Below are 21859 nucleotides of genomic sequence, written 5' to 3'. Positions count from 1 at the left end.
GGCCGATGCGTCCGGCCCGGGCTCACCCTACAACAGTTTTTTCTGCTGCAAATAGTCCGCCGCCACCGTTTTCGCATCCTGCCCTTCTACGGCAATTTTTGCGTTCAGTTCCTGCAGCGTTTTCTCGTCCAGCGAGGCAAAGACCGGTTTCAGCCAGTCGGCAATCTGCGGATAGGCTTTCAGCACCGCATCGCGGATCACCGGCGTTGGCGCATAGATGGGCTGCACGCCTTTTGGATCGCTCAGGGTTTGCAGTCCCAGCGCCGCTACCGGGCCGTCGGTGCCATAGGCCATCGCCGCATTCACGCCGGAAGTCTGCTGCGCCGCCGCCTTGATGGTCACCGCAGTATCACCGCCGGCCAGAGACAGCAGCTGATCCTGTTTCAGGGTGAAGCCATAGGCTTTCTGGAACGCCGGTAACGCATCGGCGCGTTCGATAAACTCGGCCGACGCCGCCAGTTTGAACTCACCGCCCTTCTTCAGGTAGGCGCTGAGATCGTCGAGGGATTTCAGCTTATTCTTGTCGGCCAGATCGCTGCGTACCGCAATCGTCCAGGTGTTGTTTGCCGGGGCCGGCGTCAGCCAGGTCAGTTTGTTTTTCTCTTGATCCAGCTTCTTCACCTTCTCGTAGCCTGCTTTGGCATTTTTCCACGCAGGATCCTTTTCATCATTGAAGAAGAAGGCACCGTTGCCGGTGTACTCGGGATAAATGTCCAGTTCGCCGGCGGTGATCGCGCCTCTGACCACCTGGGTGGTGCCGAGCTGCACCTTGTTGACCGTTTTCACCCCGTGCTTATCCAGCACCTGCAGGATGATATTGCCCAGTAACGATCCTTCGGTATCAATTTTCGAACCGACTTTGACCGGGTCTGCCGCCTGTGCGGTTGCGGTCAGAGCCAGTAATCCGGCCAGTGCCAGTGAGGCTGTGCGCCCTGTTCTTTGCGACATTTTCTGTTCCTTTCCTTAAGGTTAGTAACAAGCGTAGCCTAATAAATCAGCAGAGAAAGCCAGACGGCTAAAAACCCCGAGCCGCCTCTCAGAGAGAGAACCCTTTCGCTCACCCTTTTTCAACGGGCATTTTGTTGTAACTTATAACCAGCAGGAATTTATCTCTGTCATCCCCGGGAGTATTCTCTGGGCTTATTCTTAAAATAAAAGACCTTAACATCATGACTGACTTAGCATCTTCGGCGCATGTCGCCATTGCAGGGAGTGCGCCGACGGGGGAAGCCTTCACTATCCGCCGCGCCGCTGACGTATCACATCTGGTCAACACCAGTACCCAGGCCCGCAGTAACGCCCGTATCGTGATCGGCATTGCGCTGGGCGGGGTGTTTCTCGACGCTTACGACCTCGGCGCACTGGCCTTTGGCATGAAGGATGTCACCAAAGAGTTTGGTCTGTCGCCAACCGGCGCGGGCATGGTGGCGTCGGCGATTGCATTTGGGGCCATTGTCGGCGCGCTGCTCGGCGGCTATCTGACCGATAAAATTGGCCGCTATCGGGTGTTTATGGCCGATATGTTTTTCTTCGTGTTTGCCGCGCTGGCCTGTGCCTTCGCACCGAATGAGTATGTACTCACCGCCGCACGTTTTGTGATGGGGTTAGGGGTCGGGATTGATTTGCCGGTGGCGATGGCGTTCCTCGCCGAGTTTTCCAAGCTGAAGGGGCGCGGCAACAAAGCCGCCAGTATCGCGATGTGGTGCCCCACCTGGTACGCGGCGATTTCGATTTCCTATCTGCTGGTGCTGTTCTTCTATTCCGTGCTGCCAGAAGCCCATTCCGGCTTGCTGTGGCGCATCATTCTGGGCTTCGGCGCGGTACCGGCGATTCTGATTATCTGCATCCGCAGCCGCTATATGAGCGAATCACCGGTGTGGGCAGCCAATCAGGGGGATTTAAAAGGTGCGGCGGCGATCCTGCGCAGCTCTTACGGCATCAATGCCCATGTGGCGGAAGACGCGGACCTGACGCCGGCCAAAGCCACCCGCAAGGCCAGCTGGCGCAACTATGGTGAACTGCTGAAAGGGGTTTACCTGCGTCGTACCATTCTGGCGACCGTGACGGCGATTGCCTCCGCCTTTGCTTATAACGCCGTGGCCTTTGGCCTGCCGGTGATCCTTTCCAGCTTCCTTGCCCAGTCAATGCTGACCACCATTCTGGTGTCGCTGGCGTTAAATCTGCTGTTTGCCTTTGTCGGCGGCATCCTGGCGGTGCGGCTGGTGCCCAGATTTGGCGCGTGGAAGATGACCACCCTTGGCTACAGTTTCCAGTTTGCCGCATTGATTGGCCTTGCGCTGGTTGGCCGTCCCGCCGACGGTGCGGAAGCGGCGGTGTCGATCGGCATGCTGGCGCTGTTCCTGTTGGGTCAGGGATTTGGTCCGGGTTCCCATACCATGACCTTTGCCTCGCTCAGCTATCCCACCTCGTTACGCGGCGTGGGCGTCGGCTTCAATCAGACCCTGATGCGCGCCAGCTCTACCGCCTCGCTGTTCCTGTTCCCGCTGCTGTCGGCGGCATTCAGTACCAATGTGTTCTGGATTATTGCGCTGGCGCCGTTGGCCGGGCTGATCGCCCTGCTGGCGATTCGCTGGGAACCGTCAGGTTACGATGTGGATGCGGAGGATTTTGCGCAGTAAGCGCGAGGATAACTGCCGATGCGGGCTGAGGTTCAGCCCGCAAGCTGTTGCGCGGTGAACTGCTTAAACGCCGGGGGAATGCGGGCAAAGGTGTGCAGGAACCACGGCGTAAAGCGTTCCGGGTAACGTTGCATCTCCTGCTCGATTTCATTCAGTGAAGCATAGCGCCAGCCTCCCGCTTCTTCCGGGTTGGGCTGCGGCGGCTCATCGCTAAAGGCAAAAAAGACGTGGCCGTATTCGTGTTCGGTTAAGCCGTTGCCCATCGGCAGGTTGTAGCTTAGCTCGAACGCCGGATCCAGCGACAGACGCATGCCCATCTCTTCACGCAGACGGCGCTCTGCGGCATGTTGCGTTGATTCCTGGGGGAACGGGTGACCGCAGGTGGTGTTACTCCACAAGCCACCGCAATGATATTTACCCGTGGCGCGCTGCTGCAGCAACAGTTGGTGGCGGGAGTTGAACACGTAAACGGTTACCGCGCGATGCAGTAAACCTTTCTGATGAACCTCCAGCTTTTCCATCCTGCCGATGGGACGATCGTGACGATCAACCAGGATAACTTCGATTGCAGACATGCGCCCTCCTTAGGACTAATCTCACACATTGTGGCACAGCTTAGGGCGTTTCGGCTGCATGAAATCGTGCGAAATTATGACAGGGCAGCATAAAGCTGCCCTGTTGGCGGCGGGACGGAGGATTATAACTTGAAGCTGCTGACCACTAATTCCAGCTGAACGCTTTGCTCTTCCATCGCCTGGGCGGCGGCGGAAACCTGCTCAACCAGCGAGGCGTTCTGCTGGGTAGTGCTGTCCAGTTGGGTGATGGCGGTGTTCACCTGGTCAATACCCATACTCTGCTCGCGGCTGGCAGACATGATTTCTGACATTAAGGTGGTGACGCTGCTGACACCGTTCATCAGCTCATCCATGGTGCTGCCGGCTTCCTGCACCAGCTGACTTCCCTGATCGATATTCGCCACCGATTCTTCAATCAGTTTCTTAATCTCACGGGCAGAGTTCGCTGAACGCTGGGCCAGATTACGCACTTCGGAGGCGACCACCGCAAATCCACGGCCCTGCTCACCGGCACGCGCCGCTTCGACCGCCGCGTTCAGTGCCAGAATGTTGGTCTGGAAAGCGATGCTGTCGATCACGCTGATGATATCGACCACCTTACGGGAAGAGGTGTTGATCTCGCCCATGGTGACCACCACCTGTTTCACCACGTTGGAACCGCGCGCGGCAACGCGAGACGCATCGCCCGCCAGCTGGTTAGCATGGGTGGCGTTATCGGCGTTCTGACGCACGGTGCCGGTTAACTCTTCCATCGAAGCCGCCGTCTGCACGATCGAGCTGGACTGCTCTTCGGTCCTGGCGGACAGATCGAGGTTGCCGCTGGCAATCTCTTTCGACGCCGAAGTGATCGCCATCGCGCTCTCACCCACCTGCCGGATCAGCCCCTGCAGGTATTCAATAAAGTTGTTGAAGCTCTGGGCAACCGCATTGAATTCCGGGCTACTGCTGTTTGGCAGACGCTGCGTCAAATCCGCACCGCCGGTCGACAGCGCCAGAATGTTGTCATTCAGGCCGGACAGACGTTTCATCATGGTACGGATAAAGCCCAGCAGCACCAGCAACAGCAGGATCGCTAACGGGATTTGCACCAGGCCCAGACGGGTCAGGATCGAGTTGGTCTGTTTGGACAGTAACGCCGTCGGGACGTCGCTGGCGATAAACCACGGGCTGCCGCTGATCTGCTGCACAAACAGCGTATGGTTGCCGTCTTCACCGTCATAGGTGCTCTGCGACGCTTCGCTGCCGGCCGATGTCAGCGCGGTGCGCAGGGATGCCGCCATTGGCGTGGTCAGCTCACTGAGGTTACGCAGTTTTGGCGTGCTGTCGATCAGGCTGGCATCGCCAACGACCTTGCCGTCAGCTTCGACAATCAGCACCTGGCCCTGCACCGCATCGCCCATCTCTTTCGCCAGATGGTTGAAGAAGCCCAGCGTCACGTCGATGGTGGCAACGCCCCAGGCTGCGCCGTTGCGATAGATGCCCATCGCGCAGTTGGTACGGGGTTGAGGGCTGGCCGCATCCTGATAGGCTTTCGCCCAGGCACACTGGCCTTTGGCCGCCGCCAGGCCGTCTTTATACCACGACTGCTCATAGTAATTTGGCGCTTCGGCGGAGTTCCAGAAGGTGTTGACCTGCAGGGTGTTGCTGCTGTCACGGGCAAAAAACGTACTGAACTTATCTTTCGCCGCATCACGCATTTTTGGCAGTGGCCAGATGCCGCCGCCAAACACGTTAACGTCCTGATACTGGTTCACTAACGCCGGTAACACGGTGTCGATAGCCGCGCTGTCGAGCACCGCAGCGGATTCCGTGATGCTGCGCTGTTGCGCCTGGATACGGTTCATCATTTCAGTAATGCGTGCACCGATCGTTTCCACTTCATAACGCACCAGACGACTCTCATTGGTCGTGAGCTGGGGCGCAACAAACATTTTAATCACCACTACCGTGATCAACAGCAGTAACGCAAAAAAGCCGACGATCAGGAGGGTAAATCTGGCCTGGGTTGTTTTCAACATGACGAGCCCCACTCAACTCAATCAGGCACAATTGCCTGATCGGGTTAACGGCCGCTGACAGGGAAACTTGATGTGACATCGGTCTCATTTCAGACAAATGTTTTGCTGACGCGACCCGATCGGATCGCCTGGCAGAATTTAATTCTGTGAATCAACCACCTGCGGACGGGGGCGGAAAACGTGGTTACAGCCTTCCTGACGCAATCTTTCCACCAGCTGGTTGCCGCCGCTCTCTTCCGCTTCGGCCAGTTCACGTTCAGCGGTGGTGACCGGCGTGGTCCACAGCAGGTTGACCTTCTCGCCGTCGCGTTTCGGCAATTTGAACTGCCCTGCTTCGCCGCTCAGTTCACCTGAGATCAGGAAGCCTTCAAAGCCGACCGGTGCCACCGACGATTCCAGCGTATGGCCTTCGCCCAACCAGCTGAGACGCGCCCAGGGGAAATGCGCGAAGCTGGCCAGTGCGCTGGCCATCTGTACCGCGTTTTCTTCGGTCATGACCTCAGCATCGATGGCCATCGCCAGCTCAACGCGGCGGTGTTGCCCGGCCAGATCCTCAAACAGAAAATCAACCCACGGCATCGGGCGGATGCTCATCCCCAGGGTCAGGAAATACCAACTGCCCTGATGATAATGTTGTGAGATCGCCATCGGCGGCCAGTTTCCCTGGTCGATGGAGTAGTACTTGAGGGATTCCCCGTACTGCGCTTCGTAGCAGGCGATCATTTCGCGCTGCATCGGGTCCCACAGATGACCGTCATGCCAGTCACGCCAGAAATGGCGGTGCTTTTCAGCCTGAGCGTAGTAATCGTTGGTGGAGGCCGAACCTAACGGCGCGGTCAGCCGGTTCTCTTTTATGCAGCCGGCAGAGAAGCTAACCTGCTTGTTTTGATAGAGGCTCCAGCCAGGGATCACCGCCAGTAATTGCCCCTGATACCACAGCGCCGCGCCGTCATCGGCTGGCTCCCAGATAATCTGTAACCCGGCAGGATCGAGCATCGGTTCGGCCTGCAAGGTGCGGCAGTATTCAGCGCTAAGTAACGGCGGGATCCCCTGCTCCATCGACGCGAGGTCTTCGCTGGCAGGGGCAGGCAACAGGTTGCGCAACCAGCAGCCGCGCACCGCAAACTGGCTGCGGAACCCTTCGGCAGGCCACAGATAGAAATAGGCGGTACGCTCATCCTGTTCAACCCTGGCGATCAGCGTTTGTTGCTGATTGTGGACTTCAGCAATCCGGTACGACTGTGTCATAAAGCCTCGACAATGGATGTAGGGGGATCCTTTTCCCGGAGAATAGGGCAGGATGTCCCGATGTGCCACGTCGGAGCAAGGGTAAAAGTCTCAAAAATGATAAACGCGTCGTAAAACCCTCCGAATCTTTCCAATAAAACGGTCAATCTTGATCGAGGTTAATAAACAACCCGGCAGAAGGCCGGATATTCCACGGCGCACATTCATAAGATATAAGGATATTGATGATGCGGGAGAAGTAAATAATGGCCCTTTACCTCTAGGGAAATCCAGGGCTTTAGCCATGCTTGATAAGGAGGTCATTGTTGAATGAAGAGATTATTACTCGCTTCGATTATATTTTCCTGCCCCGCCTGGGCAGACACACCCGAAGATAACAATTGCAAAGCCCCGCAGTCGGGCACGGCTAGCATCATGATGGATGAAATGTCCCGGTCCATGAGGATAGACACTGACAGTATTGTTAAAGAAAAAACCACAACAGAGCTGATTTACAATAACCCCATCACTAACCGACTGGCATCACAGTATGCGCTACAGTCATACAACGAAGCGCCCAATAATTGGACGTCGCTCAAAAGCTATAAAGAGATATTTTCGGAACATAACGTCCGCAATCTGATAATAAAGTTTACCTTCGAGAATAAGGAAAAAAAGCAAAACGTCTTTTTAGTCTCGACACTCGCCAGTGATGACGAATGCAGCGTAAGATTTAACGGCTATATCATCGTTAAACGCGAGTTCTGATAATCAGGTTTATCCCGTCCTTACGGGATAAACGCTAAACCTCCCTGCCCATCCGCTGCATTGCGCGTTGATAGGCACCCCGGCGGATGGACCAGCGCAGGGCTTTTGCCAGCAGGTTGATACGCAGGCGGATCAGGCGGCGGCGCAACGGGGAAAAGCGAAAGCCGAACTGCTGCTGCGCCCATTCTGGCAGCAGCTCTATGCCGGCCATCAGCATTGCCTTCATCGCCGGACGTGCCTGCCAGCTCGGTGCCGGCGCATTCATCAGTATCGACAATACTTCGCGGGTGCGTTCGTCGCAGCGCAGCTGGGGCTGCATCGCCAGCAGATAGGCCTCCACGTCCTCAACCGATTTCGGCACCTGCTCAGCGCCCAGCGCTTCGGCGACCACGGCGGCTTCGGCGTAATAGCGGTCCTGCTCGGCCAGACTGAGCTGCGGGTTTTTATAACGTACGTGCGAGGCCAGGAAACGGCTGGTTTCGGCCACATGCACCCAGGTCAGTAAACGGGGATCGCTGGCGGCGTATTCAACACCCTGCGCATCGACGCCGGTAACCTGCAAATGGATGCGCCTGACCCGCTCAATCAGCGTCTGGGCATCCACCGTGTTACCAAAGGTGGTGACGGCGATAAACTGGCTGGTCCGCCGCAGTCTTCCCATCATATCCGAACGGAAAGTCGAGTGATCCCACACGCCGGCCAGCGCCAGCGGATGCAGCATCTGCATCAGCAGCGCCGATATGCCGCCGCACAGCATGGAGGAAAAATCACCGTGTACCCGCCAGATCACGCTGTCAGGGCCATATAAGCCCGGATCGCCCGCAGGCGTTGAGAGGTCGAATTCGTTCATTGCCAGCCCATTTAATCGAAAGACCTGTTGCTGAATTCTGTCGCGAAACGAAGGCATAAGGGTGCTAGATTCCTGTTAAATAAACAAAGGGACGAATAAATTCGTCCCTCAGAGTGTGGCATTAACCGGCGTAACGCTTTTATCCGGTTTATGCGCTCAGGATGTGCGAACCGTTACAGGTAGGTGAATTCCGCATCGGTGGTGCGGGCAGAATCCAGCCCGATCATCACATTGAATTTACCCGGTTCAGCCACCTGTTGCATCTTCGCGTTCCAGAACTTCAGCGCGTTAACATCAATCGGGAAGGTCACCGTCTGCGACTCACCCGCTTTCAGCATGATGCGCTTAAAGCCCTTCAGCTCTTTCACCGGGCGGCTGATGCTCGCCATCTCGTCATGCAGATACATCTGCACCACGGTGGCACCATCACGATCGCCGGTATTGGTCACCGTCACGCTGGCATTCACCGTGCCATTACGTGGCATGGTGGCAGCGGACATTTTCACTGGCGACAGCGTAAAGGTGGTGTAGCTCAGACCATATCCAAACGGGAACAGTGGACCGTTAGCCGCATCGTAATAATGCGAGGTGTACTTGTTCGGTCTGGTGAAGTCATACGGACGACCGGTGTTCAGGTGATTGTAGTAAATCGGGATCTGACCAACCGAGCGCGGGAAGGACATCGGCAGTTTGCCCGACGGGTTGTAATCACCAAACAGCACATCGGCAATGGCGTTACCGCCTTCGGTGCCGCTGAACCAGCTTTCCAGCAGCGCATCCGCCTGCATATTCTCTTTCACCATCGCCAGCGGACGACCATTCATCATCACCAGCACCAGCGGTTTGCCGGTGGCTTTTAACGCATCAATCAGCGTCAGCTGGCTTGGCGGAATGGTGATATCGCTGCGGCTGGATGCCTCATGCGCCATCCCCTGCGACTCGCCCACGACCGCCACGATCACGTCCGCTTTTTTCGCGGTGGCCACCGCTTCATCCAGCATCTGCTTCGGCGTGCGCGGATCGACGATCACCGAGCCTTTCTCATACTGGTTGAGGAAGTCCTGAATCGCTTTGTTGTCGGTAATATTGGCGCCTTTGGCATACAGCACCGTCGCCTTATCGCCGAGGGCATTTTTCACCCCCTGCAATACGCTGACCGACTGATTAGCCTTACCGGCGGCAGACCAGCTGCCCATAATGTCACGCTGGCTGTCGGCCAGTGGCCCAATCAGCGCCACGGTGCCGGATTTCTTCAGCGGCAAGGTTTCCAGACGGTTCTTTAACAGCACAATGCTTTTACGCGCCACATCGCGCGCATCGGCACGGTGCAGGCGACTTTCCGCATTGGTATCCACCGGGTCGCTCTCTTTCGGGCCCAGGTGGCTGTACGGGTCGTTAAACAGCCCCATATCATATTTCACGTTCAGCACGTGGCGCACGGCATCGTCGATCTCTTTCTCGCTCACCGCGCCATTTTTTACCAGTCCCGGCAAGTACTTGCTGTAGTACTCGTCGCTCATACTCATGTTCACGCCTGACTGAATGGCAATGCGCACCGCGTCCTGCGGATCGCTGGCCACGCCGTGCTTCATCAACTCTTTAATCGCGCCGTGATCGCTGATGGTAATGCCTTTAAAGTGCCACTGATCGCGCAGCAGATCTTTCAGCAACCAGCTGTCCGCCGTTGCCGGCACGCCGTTCAGCGAGTTCAGCGCCACCATCACGCCGCCACTGCCGGCATCCAGCGCCGCTTTATAAGGCGGCAGATAATCCTGCGCCAGACGCTGTGGGCTCATATCCACGGTGTTGTAATCACGTCCGCCTTCCACGGCGCCATAGCCCGCAAAATGCTTCACGCTGGTCATCACCGAGTAGCGATCCGCCGGGCTTTTACCCTGCATGGATTCCACCAGCGTGCGGCCCATCGCCGACGTCAGGTAGGTGTCCTCGCCAAAGCCTTCGGATACCCGGCCCCAACGCGGTTCGCGGGTGACGTCCACCATCGGTGCCCAGGTCATATTCAGACCATCATCTGCCGCTTCATAGGCTGAAACGCGGCCGACGTTTGCCACCGCATCCAGATCCCAGGTGGCCGCAAGCCCTAACGGGATCGGGAAAACGGTACGCTGACCGTGCACCACGTCATAGGCGAAAAACAGTGGGATTTTCAGGCGGCTAAGCTGCATCACCTGATCCTGCATCGCGCGGATATTGTCACGGGTGACGGTATTAAAGATCGCCCCAACCTGCTCATGTTTGATCATCTCGCGGATGGCTTCTTTCGGGTTGTCCGGCCCGACGCTGATCAATCTCAGCTGCCCTATTTTTTCATCCAGGGTCATTTTCTTCAGCAAATTCGTCACGAACGCATCACGGGCTTCAGGGGTGAGCGGATGTGGGCCAAACAGGTCTTCAGCAAAAGCCGGCTGCAAGGTTAAGGCGGCAGCGAGGCTGACAGAGCAAATCCATTTCATCAGGTTGGTTTCTCTCAAATAACTGCGGAGCAAAAAGAGTCTGGGTGACAAAGTCGTAAGATGGGCAGTGTGCCATAACTTCAGGATAGCAGGTAGTTTTCAACGTACTGGCGCGATCCGCGTCTGATTTTTGCTGCCGCCGACCGCAGCGGGAGCTGCTAAAGTTAGGGCGTGTCAAATAAAAGGACAAAGGATATGCACAACACTTCCCCGACAGGCAGCCAGAAACTGGTGGCCGACTTGCGCCGCATCGTGGGCCGCAATCATCTTCTTACCGATCCGCAACAAACCGCGCGCTATCGCACCGGCTTTCGCTCTGGTCAGGGTGACGCGCTGGCGGTGATTTTCCCCGGCTCCCTGCTGGAACAATGGCGCATTCTGCAGGCCTGCGTCGCCGCCGATGTCATCGTGCTGATGCAGGCGGCGAATACCGGCCTGACCGAAGGCTCAACGCCGAACGGCAACGATTACGATCGCGATATCGTGATTATCAGCACCCTGCGGATGGATAAAATTCAGCTGCTGGATAAGGGCAAACAGGTGCTGGCTTTTCCGGGCAGCACGCTGTATCAGCTGGAAAAGGTGCTGAAACCGCTGGGACGCGAGCCGCACTCGGTGATCGGTTCGTCCTGCATCGGCGCGTCCGTGCTCGGTGGCGTGTGCAATAACTCCGGCGGTTCGCTGATTAAACGCGGGCCCGCCTACAGCGAAATGGCGCTGTATGCGCAGGTGGATGCGCAGGGCAAACTGACGCTGGTCAACCATTTAGGGATGGATTTAGGCACCACGCCGGAACAGATCCTCAGCCGGCTGGACGACGAAACCTGGCAGCCCGAGGCGGTGAAATACGACCAGCGCCTGGCGTCCGACAACGATTATGCCGACCGCGTGCGCGACGTCGAGGCGGACACCCCTTCACGTTTTAATGCCGACGCCCGCCGATTATTTGAAGCGTCCGGCTGTGCGGGCAAGCTGGCGGTGTTTGCCGTGCGGCTGGATACCTTTGTCAGCGAGAAGCAACAGCAGGTGTTTTATCTCGGCACCAACGATCCCGACGTGCTGGACGAACTGCGTCGCCATATGCTGCAACACTTCAGCCATCTTCCGGTGGCGGCAGAGTATATGCACCGCGATATTTTCGATATCGCCGAGGTCTACGGCAAAGATACCTTTGTGATGATCGACAAGCTCGGCACCGATAAGATGCCGCTGTTCTTTACCCTGAAGGGCCGTACCGACGCCTTGCTTAAGCCTGTTTCGTTCCTGAAACCGAACTTCAGCGATCGGCTGCTGCAAAAAATCAGCAAGGCGTTACCGTCACATCTGCCCAAACGGATGAAAGCCTACCGCGACCGCTTTGAACACCATCTGATGATTAAGATGTCGGGCGACGGGATTGGCGAAGCGCGGGACTATCTGACGACGTATTTCGCCCAGGCGGACGGCGAGTTCTTTGAATGTACGCCGGATGAAGGCAGCAAAGCCTTCCTGCATCGCTTTGCCGCAGCGGGTGCGGCCGTGCGCTATCACGCGGTGCATCACGATGAAGTGGAGGATATTCTGGCGCTGGATATCGCGCTGCGCCGTAACGATCGCGACTGGTTTGAACGCTTACCGGCAGAATTCGATGATGCGCTGGTGCACCGCCTCTATTACGGCCACTTCTTCTGCCATGTTTTCCATCAGGATTACATTGTCAAAAAAGGGGTCGATGTCCACGCGCTGAAGGAGAAGATGTTGGCGATGCTGGCCGATCGCGGTGCGGAGTACCCGGCTGAACATAACGTCGGGCATTTGTATGCCGCTAAACCGCAGCTGAAGGCGTTCTATCAGCAGTTGGATCCGACCAACAGCTTTAACCCTGGGATTGGGAAAACCACTAAAGCGAAATACTGGGGAGAATGTGGATGCGGTGCGCCGTCTGCTGTTCACAGCGGCGCACCGGACGAGGTTACTCCTCAGGATCCTTAACCATCAGCGTGCCGTTACGTTGCTCGACAATCATGGTTTGCGGCGTGGATAACACCACGCCCTCTTTGCGCAGTCGGGTCAGGATATCGAACAGCAGATCGCTCTTCGCGCCGGATACCTGACGCGGGCTGGCGACGTTACCGGTGACTGACAGCACGATGCCCGCCGACGTCAGATCCTTGAACGAGACGGATGGTTCCGGATTTTCCAGAATACGTTCGTTTTCGTTATACACTTCCAGCAACAGATCGCGCACCTGCTCAGGATTGATATCCAGCGGGAAGGTCAGCGTAATGGTCGCCACCCCCTGCGCATTGCCCATGGTGGCGTTACGCACGTTCTGCGAGATCAGCTGCGAGTTCGGCACAATCACCGTCGATTTATCGCTCAGCTGGATTTCGGTGGCACGCACGTTAATACGGCGAATATCCCCTTCAATGCCGCTGATACTGACCAGATCGCCAACCTTCACCGGACGTTCGGTTAACAGGATCAGACCGGAGATAAAGTTCTTCACAATCTCCTGCAAGCCAAAACCGATACCGACCGACAAGGCGCTGACGATCCAGGCCAGCTTGTTCCATTGCAGCCCCATAATCGACAGGGCCAGCAGGAACACCATCACGTAACCGAGGTTGCTGAACAGCGTAATCAGCGAGACGCGCATGCCCGCGTCCATGGTGGTTTTCGGCAGGAAATCGGTATCCAGCCAGCGCTTAACCGACCGCAGCACGTAAATGCCGACCACCAGGGTGATCAACGCATTCAGCACGTGGGCCGGAACGATGTTCAGCGTTTCCAGGCCTTTGCCGCCCCAGAATTCGATCGCCTTCTGCACCAGTTCAATCGGCGTTGAGCTACCGAACGTGCCGTTCAACACCGCCATGGCAGCGGCCAGCACCAGAATCGTTTTACCGAGTCCGGCCAGCAGCGCAGCAACCTGCGCCAGATGACGTTCATCGATGTTCAGCGAGCGCTGGATACTTTTGCCGGAAGCGTTATTGGTGGAGAACAGGCTTTCACAGCCGTCGGCCATCAGCTGGCTGAGAATATAGAACGAGCCGAAGACGATGCCCATCCAGATCAGTTCATAGCTCAGGAAGCGCGCCAGGGTGACGTAACCAATCACCAGCGTCACCATGATCGAAATACCGAACAGGGTGATCGCCATCTGGATCAGCCCGACCAGCGTCGACTTGGCTTCCGGCTGCTGGCCGGCCAGCAACATTTTGCGGCGAACGCGGTTGGTGCGGAAGCTGATCGATAAGGCGGTAAAGCCGATCAGCAGCGCGGTTAAGCCGTTGGCGAAAATGGTGGTGCCAACGCTGGTGTTGGCGCTGCTGTTGAGGATTTCTACCGTCTGGAAAACAAACACCAGACCGGCGGTCAGCGGCGGGAACGGTTTTAACGCGGTGGCCACTTCATTCGAGATATTCGGCAGTCGCCACGACGGACGGCGCGTGGAGAGGAACGCCCTGCCCAGCCCGGCAATCAGGCCGCACAGAATACTCAGGCCAACCAGCTTGTCGGCAAAATCACGCACGTCATCCACCACGTTATCGTGACGGGTAAAGGCGAGATCGAGGAAATTAAACGCCAGCACCACTGCGGCGAGCGTGGTTAACGCGGTTGCCGCCGCGAGGAAGCTGCGACGCAGGCGGCCTTCCGGCAGCAAATGAATGCCAACCCAGGCCAGAAACTCTTCCAGATAGCGACGGCCTAAGGTGGCCACCAGCACTGACATCACCACCCACAATACGGTGCCGACACGCCAGCCGGGTTCCCATGAAAGCACGGCGGTATCTTTCAGTTCATCAACAAAGTCACTGACCTTATCGCCGTCATCGCTCTGGGTATTGAATAACGGTGACCAGAAACGCGGGCCAAAAATACTGCCGGCGTTCAGTGCCAGCTGGGTTTTCAGCGCATCGCGGCGCAGGTTAACAATTTGCGCAGAGAGGTTAATGGCACCGCTTTTGATCGCTTCGGCCTGCTTAACCTGGTCATCCATCTTGCTTTTCTGGCTTTCCAGATTTTTGCGTTTGCTGGTGACTTCCGCGGTTTCTTTTACCCCGCTTTCCGGCTTGGGTGCCGGGCCCAGGACGCCTAACTGCGCCTGCAGCTGGGCGCGCTGTGGAATAATGCCCTGCATCAGGGTATCGGCGTCGCCGGAGAGTTCCAGCGCCATATCGTTCAGCGCACTGAGTTTGCTGTCGTTGCTCTCGCCAGAAACCTGCTGCTTAATTTTATCCAGCACCTTCTGCATTTTTGGCAGCTCAACCGCGGCGTTGACCTTTACAGGCGCATCGCTGGTTTGTTGAGTGGTGTCATCGGCAGCCTGTGCCATCACCGGGGAGAGGGTGACCAGACTTAAAAGGAGGATGCGAAAATAGATTAACAACGTAGACATGAAAATTTCCAGGTATCAGATATGGCCGGGCAATCCAGCAGCCTGCGTGCAAGTCTATGCTTTTGCCCGGCCCGACACTATAGGATTCACTAACGAAAACGCTACTCGACGATCTCGGTATTGCTGCCGGTACTGGCCATCTCCGCCGCCTTCTGCTTTTTATAGCTCAGCGCGGACGCGGGCACCGGTGAAATCTTGCCGGTTTCAATCCAGTCACGCAGACGGTTAGCGTCAGCAAAATGGGTATATTTGCCAAAGGCATCCATCACCACCAGCGCCACCGGACGTTGATTGATCACCGTACGCATCACCAGGCAATGCCCCGCTTCATTGGTGAAGCCGGTTTTGGTCAGCTGGATATTCCAGTCCTGACGGTACACCAGGTGGTTGGTGTTGCGGAACGGCAAGGTGTAGTTCGGGCTCTTAAACACCGCCATGTCTTCATGGGTGGTGCTGAGCTGGCCAATCAGCGGGTAGCGTTTGGTGGCGATCAGCAGTTTGGTCAGATCGCGCGCCGTCGAGACGTTTTCAATCGACAGGCCGGTGGGCTCCACGTAATGCGTATGGGTCATGCCCAGCGACTGTGCCTTGGCGTTCATCGCCCGGATAAAGGCGTCGTAGCCGCCAGGATAATGGTGGGCCAGGCTGGCTGCGGCACGGTTTTCAGAGGACATCAGCGCCAGCAGCATCATGTTTTTGCGGCTGATTTCACTGTTCAGGCGCACGCGGGAATAGACGCCGCGCATCTCTGGCGTATGGCTGATATCCACGTTCAGCATCTCATCCATCGGCAGATGGGCATCCAGCGTTACCATAACCGTCATCAGCTTGGTGATAGAGGCCATGGGGCGCACCAGATCGGGATGGCTGGCGAAGATCACTTTGTTGGTATTGAGATCGACAATCATCGCACTGCCAGACGCAATCTGCGGCTGTACGATCGGGGCAACATCAGCCAGTTTACTGCTGGCGACGGCCTGGCCCAGCGGGAGCTGAGCGGAGAAAACTAAAGCCAAACTCAGAAGAGACAAGCGAATTTTTGCAGGCATCTTATAAAAACTTAACCGGGAAGTGATTCAGGTGCGGAAAAACCGCACGCCGCCGCCGCGAAAAGCAGGCCACACGGGGGCTGGCAAGCGCATCATACGCTGGCCGCTAAGTATTTTCCTAGTGGATATTCGTTTCTGATGATGAATGAGACGCCGCCGGGATCCCGGCGGCGAAAAGCGTTAGAAAAGCTGATATCCATAGCCCCAAAGCACCACGGTCAGGGCCAGTAAAACCTCAAGAACCAACACCCCGATTGCCAGCGTCGATCCGGAAAAACGCATGCTCTCTTCTTTGTCGATATTGAGGAACAGCGGAATGCCGACGTACAGCAGATACCCGGTGTACACCAGCGCCAGCGTACCGACAAACAGGCACAGCCAGACCAGCGGATAAAGCGCCACTAACCCACTGATAAACAGCGGTGTGGCCACATAGCCGGCAAACACCGTACAGCGCTGCAGGCTGGGGCGCTGCGGATAATCCCGCGCCATCCAGTGAATCACCCGGCCCATCACCGCCACGCCGCCGAGGATCACCGCATAAAACAGGATCGCCAGGCCGAAGGCGGTCACCATCGATAAGGCGATGGTCTGTCGTGCGCCGAGATCCCAGCCAAGTTGAGTGGTGCCGATAAACGCGCAGATCACCGGGATCAGCGCCAGTAACAGGACGTGGTGAGTGTAATGGTAAGAGACGGTTTCGTTCTCTTGTTTGATGTCACGCATCTCACGGTCGGGATGCGCAAGAAGTCCCCATACATGGTTCATATCTTCACTCCTCTACTCGGAAAGGCCGCAATCAGCGCGGATTGTCTTCAAGTATAAGTGGCCGTGAACTGTTTGTTTTTTCTACAGGGAAACTTTGTGCTAATCACTTCAATTTGCAGTGAAAATAAACCGCTTTCGCAACATCTTTCATCACGGTTTAAGCCAAAGCAGTTAGACTTAGGGGTTTGTTGCGCATCGACCGGAGGAGATCATGCATATGGACGTCAACAGTCTGATATCACAATACGGTTACTGGGCGCTGTTTATCGGCTGTATAGCCGAAGGGGAAACCTTCACATTGCTCGGCGGTATTGCCGCGCATGAAGGGTTATTACATTACGGCTGGGTGGTGCTGGTGGCGATGGCCGGTGGCATTCTCGGTGACACCGCGCTGTTCTTTATTGGACGTCACTACGGCGACAGCCTGCTAAAACGCTTTAAGAAACACCAGAAACAGATCAATAAAGCCAACAAGCTGATCCGTAAACGGCCGGTGCTGTTTGTGATTGGCGTGCGCTTTATGTATGGCCTGCGCATTGTCGGCCCGATCATCATCGGGGCCAGCAAGCTGAAGCCGCAAAAGTTCCTGCTGCTGAACGTGATTGGCGCGGTACTGTGGGCGGTGATCTTTGTTTCTCTCGGCTATCTCGGTGGCCAGGTGATTGCGCCATGGCTGCATACCATCGATCGCCATCTGAAGCAGATTTTCTGGGTGGTATTGAGCCTGGCGCTGGTGTGGGGCGTGCGTCTCTATCTGAAGCGGCGCTCAAACAATGAGAAAGACGACGAGGACGAGGATCAGGGTTCTCAGGATGAAAGCAGCAACCGACCGCAACACTAGCGCAGCCGGTTGCCCGGCATTCAGTCTGATTTCTGCATAAAGAATTGCGGGTTCGCCAGCGTGAACCCGCCATCAATCACAAAGGATTGCCCGGTGGTGTAGCTTGACCATTGCGAGCAAAGCCAGGCGACCATACTGGCAATTTCGCGGGTGTCACCCGGACGGCCTGCCGGGATTTCCGGAATGAATACGGTGCGGGCATCGTCATTGGTCATTTGATTCATGGCGGTGGCAATCGCGCCGGGTGCTACCGCGTTAACCAGAATATTGTGTTTGATCAGGCTGAGCGCCATCGATTTGGTTAACCCGCCCAGCGCGTGCTTGGCAGCGGTGTAAGAAATGGAACCGGGCAACGGCGTGTGTTCATGCACCGAGGTGATGTTGATAATCCTCCCGCCTTCGCCCTGGGTGACCATATGCCGTGCGGCAATCTGCCCGCAGACAAACGCGCCGTCGACGTCGACGGAAAAGACTTTCCGCCACTCTTCAAAGCTGGTGTCGAGAAAGTCAGATTTGAAATTGGCACCGGCATTGTTCACCAGCACGTCAATCCTGCCCAGTCGGGCAATCAGCGCCTGTAAAGATTTACCCCCTTCCTCAGGATCGCCCAAATCCAGCCGTTCAATTTCGGCTTTTTTGCCGCGCTCGCGCACCTGCTTTGCGGTTTCCTGCGCGCCTTTCTCATCAGAACGCCAGGTGATGCCAATATCGAAGCCTTGTTCCGCCAGCATGATGGCGCTGGCCTGGCCAATACCGGAACTTGATGCGGTGACAATAGCGACCTTATTTTGCGGTGTACTCATGGTTCTCTCCTGTAACGGGTTGAAGCCTCAGGCAAGTATAGAAGACGAAATGTCAGCCCGGTTTACATCTGGTTGCGGATGCGCGCCGCCACGGCCCGGGTTCCATGACTATAGTTAACCCTTCTGAAGGACGTTCTTAACGCCGGGGAGCAACATGAGTGACATTAAACGGAAAATTGAAGACCACGGCGTGATCGGTGATCTACGCACCTGCGCATTAATCGCCAACGACGGCACGCTGGATTATTTTTGCTGGCCGGATCTGGACAGCCCGTCGGTCTTTACCGCCCTGCTGGATGGCGATGAAGCCGGCGTTTTCAGCATCGAACCTGACTGGCAGGATGTGCGCCGCCAGCAGCTTTACCTGCCGGATACCAACATTCTGCAAACCCGCTGGCTGGCCAAACAGGGCGTGGCGGAAATCACCGACTACATGCCAATTTGTCATCAGGATGAGGATCAGCCGCGCATTGTCCGCCGGATAAAAATGGTTCACGGGCACGCCACCCTTTCCCTGCGCTGCTCGCCGGTTCATGACTATGCCCGCGCTGACACCCGCGCCAGCCTGAAAGACGGCAGCGTGGAGTTCAGCGCTGAAGGCCAGCCCACGCTGCGCCTTTGCGGCAACGTCACCTTTAGCCTGAATGGCGCGGCGGCGGAGTCCCGCTTTACCCTGCAAGCCGGGGAATCGCGCGAATTTATCCTCGGCAGCGCCGACGACCGGCATCTCGATGAAGAGAGCAGCGAACAGTGCTTCCAGCAGACCCTGCACTACTGGCGTCACTGGAGTTCGAAAAGCACCTATAAAGGGCGCTGGCAGGAGATGGTCAACCGTTCGGCGCTGGCCCTGAAGCTGCTGACGTCCCGCAAGCATGGCTCGATCGCCGCGGCCGCCACCTTTGGTCTGCCGGAGGAGTTAGGCGGTGGACGTAACTGGGATTATCGCGCCTCCTGGCTGCGTGACGCGTCGTTCAGCATGTATGCGCTGATGCGGCTCGGTTATATCGATGAAGCCAAGCACTTTACCCATTGGGTTGGGCGCTGCGTGGAAAACAGCCATCACGATATTGAAAAACTGCAGGTGATGTATCGCCTCGACAGCGGCACGGAACTGCAGGAGAGCGAGCTGCTCAATCTGTCGGGGTATGCCAACTCCACGCCGGTCAGAATTGGTAACGATGCCTGGCGGCAGACCCAGCTGGATATCTATGGCGAGCTGATGGACGCGATCTATTTAGCCAATAAATATGGCGAAGCGATTTCGCATCGTGGCTGGACCCATGTCAGCAAGATGATTGATTACGTCAGCGAAAACTGGGAGCAGGCTGATGCCGGGATCTGGGAGATGCGCGGCGAGCCGCAGCATTTCCTGCACTCGCGGCTGATGTGCTGGGTGGCGCTGGACCGGGCGGTGCGCCTCGGCGAGAAACGCTCGCTCTCCTTCCCCTACGACCGCTGGTGCCGCGCACGGGATGCGATCCGCGAGGATATCTGGACCAATTTCTGGAATGAAGAACGCGGCCATTTTGTCGCCACCCGCCACGGTAACTTTGTTGATGCGTCGATGCTGCTGATGCCGCTGGTGCGCTTTGTCGGCGCCACCGATCCGGACTGGATTTCCACGCTGGATACCATCAAAGAGAAGTTGGTCAGCGACGGGCTGGTACGGCGTTACAACCTGGAAGAGACTCCGGCCGACGGGCTGGAAGGCGATGAAGGTTCCTTTACCGCCTGTTCATTCTGGTACGTGGAGTGCCTGGCGCGGGCCGGTCGGGTGCAGGAAGCGCACTTTGAGTTTGAAAAGTTGTTGAGCTATGCCAATCCGCTGGGGCTGTATGCCGAAGAGTTTGACCATCAGGGACGCGCACTGGGCAATACGCCGCAGGCCTTGAGTCACCTGGCCCTGATCAGTGCCGCCTTTTTCCTCAACCGAAAACTGAGTGGCGACGATCCGCTATGGCAACCGTGACGGCAAATCGTGCGGTTTGCCCGGCGTCAGCCGTTTTCCCTGACCATTTTGCGTAAAGTTAGTTCAACTGTTACAAATCCTGGTTTCTTCCTAATGGGTTATGACCATATAATGTGCAGCCGGTTGAACCTGACCGGCCACAGGCTCATTTATCCACTGTTACAGGCGCTTCATTTTAAAGAATATGAAAAAAAGCATTCGCGCGTTAGCCACCTTAGTGCTGGCCTTTACGGCATACAGCCAGTCAGCCTCTGCGGTTGTTTATTCCCTGCCTGCGGCCAACAGCCGTGTGATCGGCGAGAACCTGCAGATCACCGTGCCTCAGGACAGTAAACTCCCGCTGGAAGCTTTTGCTGCACAGTACCAGATGGGCCTGAGCAATATCCTCGAAGCCAACCCAGGTGTTGATGTTTACCTGCCAAAAGCCGGAACCAAGCTGATCATTCCTCAGCAGCTGATCCTGCCAGATGCACCGCGCGAAGGCATTGTGATCAACAGCGCCGAAATGCGTCTGTACTACTACCCGAAAGGCACCAAAACCGTGGTTGTCCTGCCGGTCGGTGTGGGCGAGTTGGGCAAAGATACCCCAATCAACTGGACCACCACCGTTCAGCGTAAGAAAGACGGTCCAACCTGGACGCCAACCAAAAAAATGCATGAAGATTCTGTGGCTGCGGGCTCCCCTCTGCCAACCATCTTCCCTGCTGGCCCGGATAACCCGATGGGCCTGTACGCGCTGTATATCGGCCGCCTGTATGCCATCCATGGCACCAACGCCAACTTCGGTATTGGTCTGCGTGTGAGCCACGGCTGTGTGCGTCTGCGTGCTGACGACATCAAATGGCTGTTCGACAACGTGCCGGTCGGCACCCGCGTTCAGTTTATCGACCAGCCAATCAAAGCGACCGTTGAGCCAGACGGCTCTCGCCTGGTGGAAGTGCATAACCCACTTTCTCAGACCGAAGAGCAGTTCAACTCTCGTGAGCCGGTGCCGTTGTCTATCACTCCAGTAGTAAACAAAGTGATCAGCGATGCCAGCGTCGATACTGCGGCGATGGAAAACGCGCTGAAAGCCCGTACCGGTATGCCAACCAAAGTGAACGGTGCGGCGGATAACCAGCCTTCAGCGCCACTGGTGGTGCAGGAGCAGGAAGGTGCGTTGCCACATGAAGAGCCAATGACGCCAGTGACCCCACAGGGCGCGAACGTGATGGATCCGAATGCTGCGCCGGCCGATGCCCAGCCTGCAGCCCCAGCGGACACCACTGCTCCGGCTGCTCCCGTCAATCCAGAGAACGGCGATCCGGCACAGCAGGCGCCGCAGAATGCGCAGCCAGCCGCGCCAGCAGCCCCTGCACAGCCAAACGACAGCACCTTTGTGGTGCCAAAGCAGCCTGGTCCGATTTACGAATCTAAACCGGCTTCCGTACCGGCTAAAGCCACCGCGCCAGTTGCGGTTGCACCGGCAGCAAGCACGCAGTCTTAAGCGACTGGGTG

At 56.8% G+C, this 21859-nt stretch carries 16 protein-coding genes; 6 read left to right on the top strand and 10 right to left on the bottom strand.

Annotated features, from left to right (window positions below; all coding sequences use genetic code 11):
• Window positions 1–27: 27 nt before the first annotated feature.
• On the bottom strand, window positions 28–948 hold the full coding sequence (gene osmF, locus EBC_RS08650; protein ID WP_013201408.1) for a glycine betaine ABC transporter substrate-binding protein OsmF: 921 nt from the start codon (window positions 946–948) through the stop codon (window positions 28–30).
• 221 nt (window positions 949–1169) lie between these two features.
• Between osmF and EBC_RS08645 the strand changes: the two genes are divergently transcribed.
• Window positions 1170–2639, top strand: coding sequence for an MFS transporter (locus tag EBC_RS08645; protein ID WP_013201407.1), 1470 nt, complete (start codon window positions 1170–1172; stop codon window positions 2637–2639).
• Between the two features lie 32 nt (window positions 2640–2671).
• Here EBC_RS08645 and idi read toward each other — a convergent pair whose 3' ends face one another.
• From idi to EBC_RS08630, 3 genes are all read right to left on the bottom strand, one after another.
• Window positions 2672–3214, bottom strand: a complete 543-nt coding sequence (idi, locus tag EBC_RS08640) for an isopentenyl-diphosphate Delta-isomerase (protein WP_013201406.1) — start codon at window positions 3212–3214, stop codon at window positions 2672–2674.
• A 122-nt stretch (window positions 3215–3336) separates the two neighbouring features.
• Window positions 3337–5232 carry a methyl-accepting chemotaxis protein gene (locus tag EBC_RS08635; RefSeq protein ID WP_013201405.1) on the bottom strand — a complete coding sequence of 632 codons (1896 nt, stop codon included), beginning with the start codon at window positions 5230–5232 and terminating at the stop codon, window positions 3337–3339.
• Between the two features lie 138 nt (window positions 5233–5370).
• The gene (locus tag EBC_RS08630) at window positions 5371–6480 is read right to left on the bottom strand and encodes a suppressor of fused domain protein (RefSeq protein ID WP_013201404.1); all 1110 of its coding nucleotides are present in this window, start codon (window positions 6478–6480) and stop codon (window positions 5371–5373) included.
• 309 nt (window positions 6481–6789) lie between these two features.
• Between EBC_RS08630 and EBC_RS08625 the strand changes: the two genes are divergently transcribed.
• Window positions 6790–7227: a hypothetical protein gene (locus tag EBC_RS08625; protein ID WP_013201403.1), complete on the top strand. Its 438-nt coding sequence runs from the start codon at window positions 6790–6792 to the stop codon at window positions 7225–7227.
• 34 nt (window positions 7228–7261) lie between these two features.
• On the opposite strand, the gene EBC_RS08620 is transcribed toward EBC_RS08625, so the two are convergent.
• Window positions 7262–8134, bottom strand: coding sequence for an oxygenase MpaB family protein (locus tag EBC_RS08620; RefSeq protein ID WP_013201402.1), 873 nt, complete (start codon window positions 8132–8134; stop codon window positions 7262–7264).
• Window positions 8135–8250: 116 nt separating this feature from the next.
• Complete coding sequence (bglX, locus tag EBC_RS08615) at window positions 8251–10551, bottom strand: beta-glucosidase BglX (protein ID WP_013201401.1); 2301 nt, start codon at window positions 10549–10551, stop codon at window positions 8251–8253.
• Window positions 10552–10746: 195 nt separating this feature from the next.
• Here bglX and dld point away from each other — a divergent pair, with 195 nt between their 5' ends.
• Entirely contained in the window at window positions 10747–12522 is a 1776-nt protein-coding gene (gene dld / locus EBC_RS08610) for a D-lactate dehydrogenase (protein ID WP_013201400.1), read from the top strand.
• Here the strand turns inward: dld and EBC_RS08605 are convergent.
• The 3 genes from EBC_RS08605 to EBC_RS08595 form a co-directional block, all read right to left on the bottom strand.
• Complete coding sequence (locus tag EBC_RS08605; RefSeq protein ID WP_013201399.1) at window positions 12503–14932, bottom strand: DUF3772 domain-containing protein; 2430 nt, start codon at window positions 14930–14932, stop codon at window positions 12503–12505. The genes dld and EBC_RS08605 overlap by 20 nt on opposite strands.
• Before the next feature lie 101 nt (window positions 14933–15033).
• Window positions 15034–15981 carry a D-alanyl-D-alanine endopeptidase gene (gene pbpG, locus EBC_RS08600; protein WP_013201398.1) on the bottom strand — a complete coding sequence of 316 codons (948 nt, stop codon included), beginning with the start codon at window positions 15979–15981 and terminating at the stop codon, window positions 15034–15036.
• A gap of 180 nt (window positions 15982–16161) precedes the next feature.
• Window positions 16162–16749, bottom strand: coding sequence for a Yip1 family protein (locus EBC_RS08595; RefSeq protein WP_013201397.1), 588 nt, complete (start codon window positions 16747–16749; stop codon window positions 16162–16164).
• A gap of 211 nt (window positions 16750–16960) precedes the next feature.
• Between EBC_RS08595 and EBC_RS08590 the strand changes: the two genes are divergently transcribed.
• Window positions 16961–17590 carry a DedA family protein gene (locus EBC_RS08590; protein WP_049789592.1) on the top strand — a complete coding sequence of 210 codons (630 nt, stop codon included), beginning with the start codon at window positions 16961–16963 and terminating at the stop codon, window positions 17588–17590.
• Window positions 17591–17610: 20 nt separating this feature from the next.
• Here the strand turns inward: EBC_RS08590 and EBC_RS08585 are convergent, their stop codons facing one another.
• A complete protein-coding gene (locus tag EBC_RS08585) occupies window positions 17611–18393 on the bottom strand; it encodes an SDR family oxidoreductase (RefSeq protein WP_013201395.1) in 783 nt (260 codons plus the stop codon).
• Between the two features lie 154 nt (window positions 18394–18547).
• On the opposite strand from EBC_RS08585, the gene EBC_RS08580 reads away from it, so the two are divergent.
• Together EBC_RS08580 and EBC_RS08575 are read left to right on the top strand one after the other, a co-directional pair.
• Window positions 18548–20362, top strand: coding sequence for a glycoside hydrolase family 15 protein (locus tag EBC_RS08580; protein WP_013201394.1), 1815 nt, complete (start codon window positions 18548–18550; stop codon window positions 20360–20362).
• A gap of 184 nt (window positions 20363–20546) precedes the next feature.
• Window positions 20547–21848 carry a L,D-transpeptidase family protein gene (locus EBC_RS08575; protein WP_013201393.1) on the top strand — a complete coding sequence of 434 codons (1302 nt, stop codon included), beginning with the start codon at window positions 20547–20549 and terminating at the stop codon, window positions 21846–21848.
• Window positions 21849–21859 lie beyond the last annotated feature (11 nt).

It is taken from the genome of Erwinia billingiae Eb661 (assembly GCF_000196615.1).
GTDB classification, from domain to species: Bacteria; Pseudomonadota; Gammaproteobacteria; order Enterobacterales; family Enterobacteriaceae; genus Erwinia; species Erwinia billingiae.
Note: the sequence above shows the minus strand (reverse complement) of the source record. Positions and strands in the feature narration are given on the sequence as shown.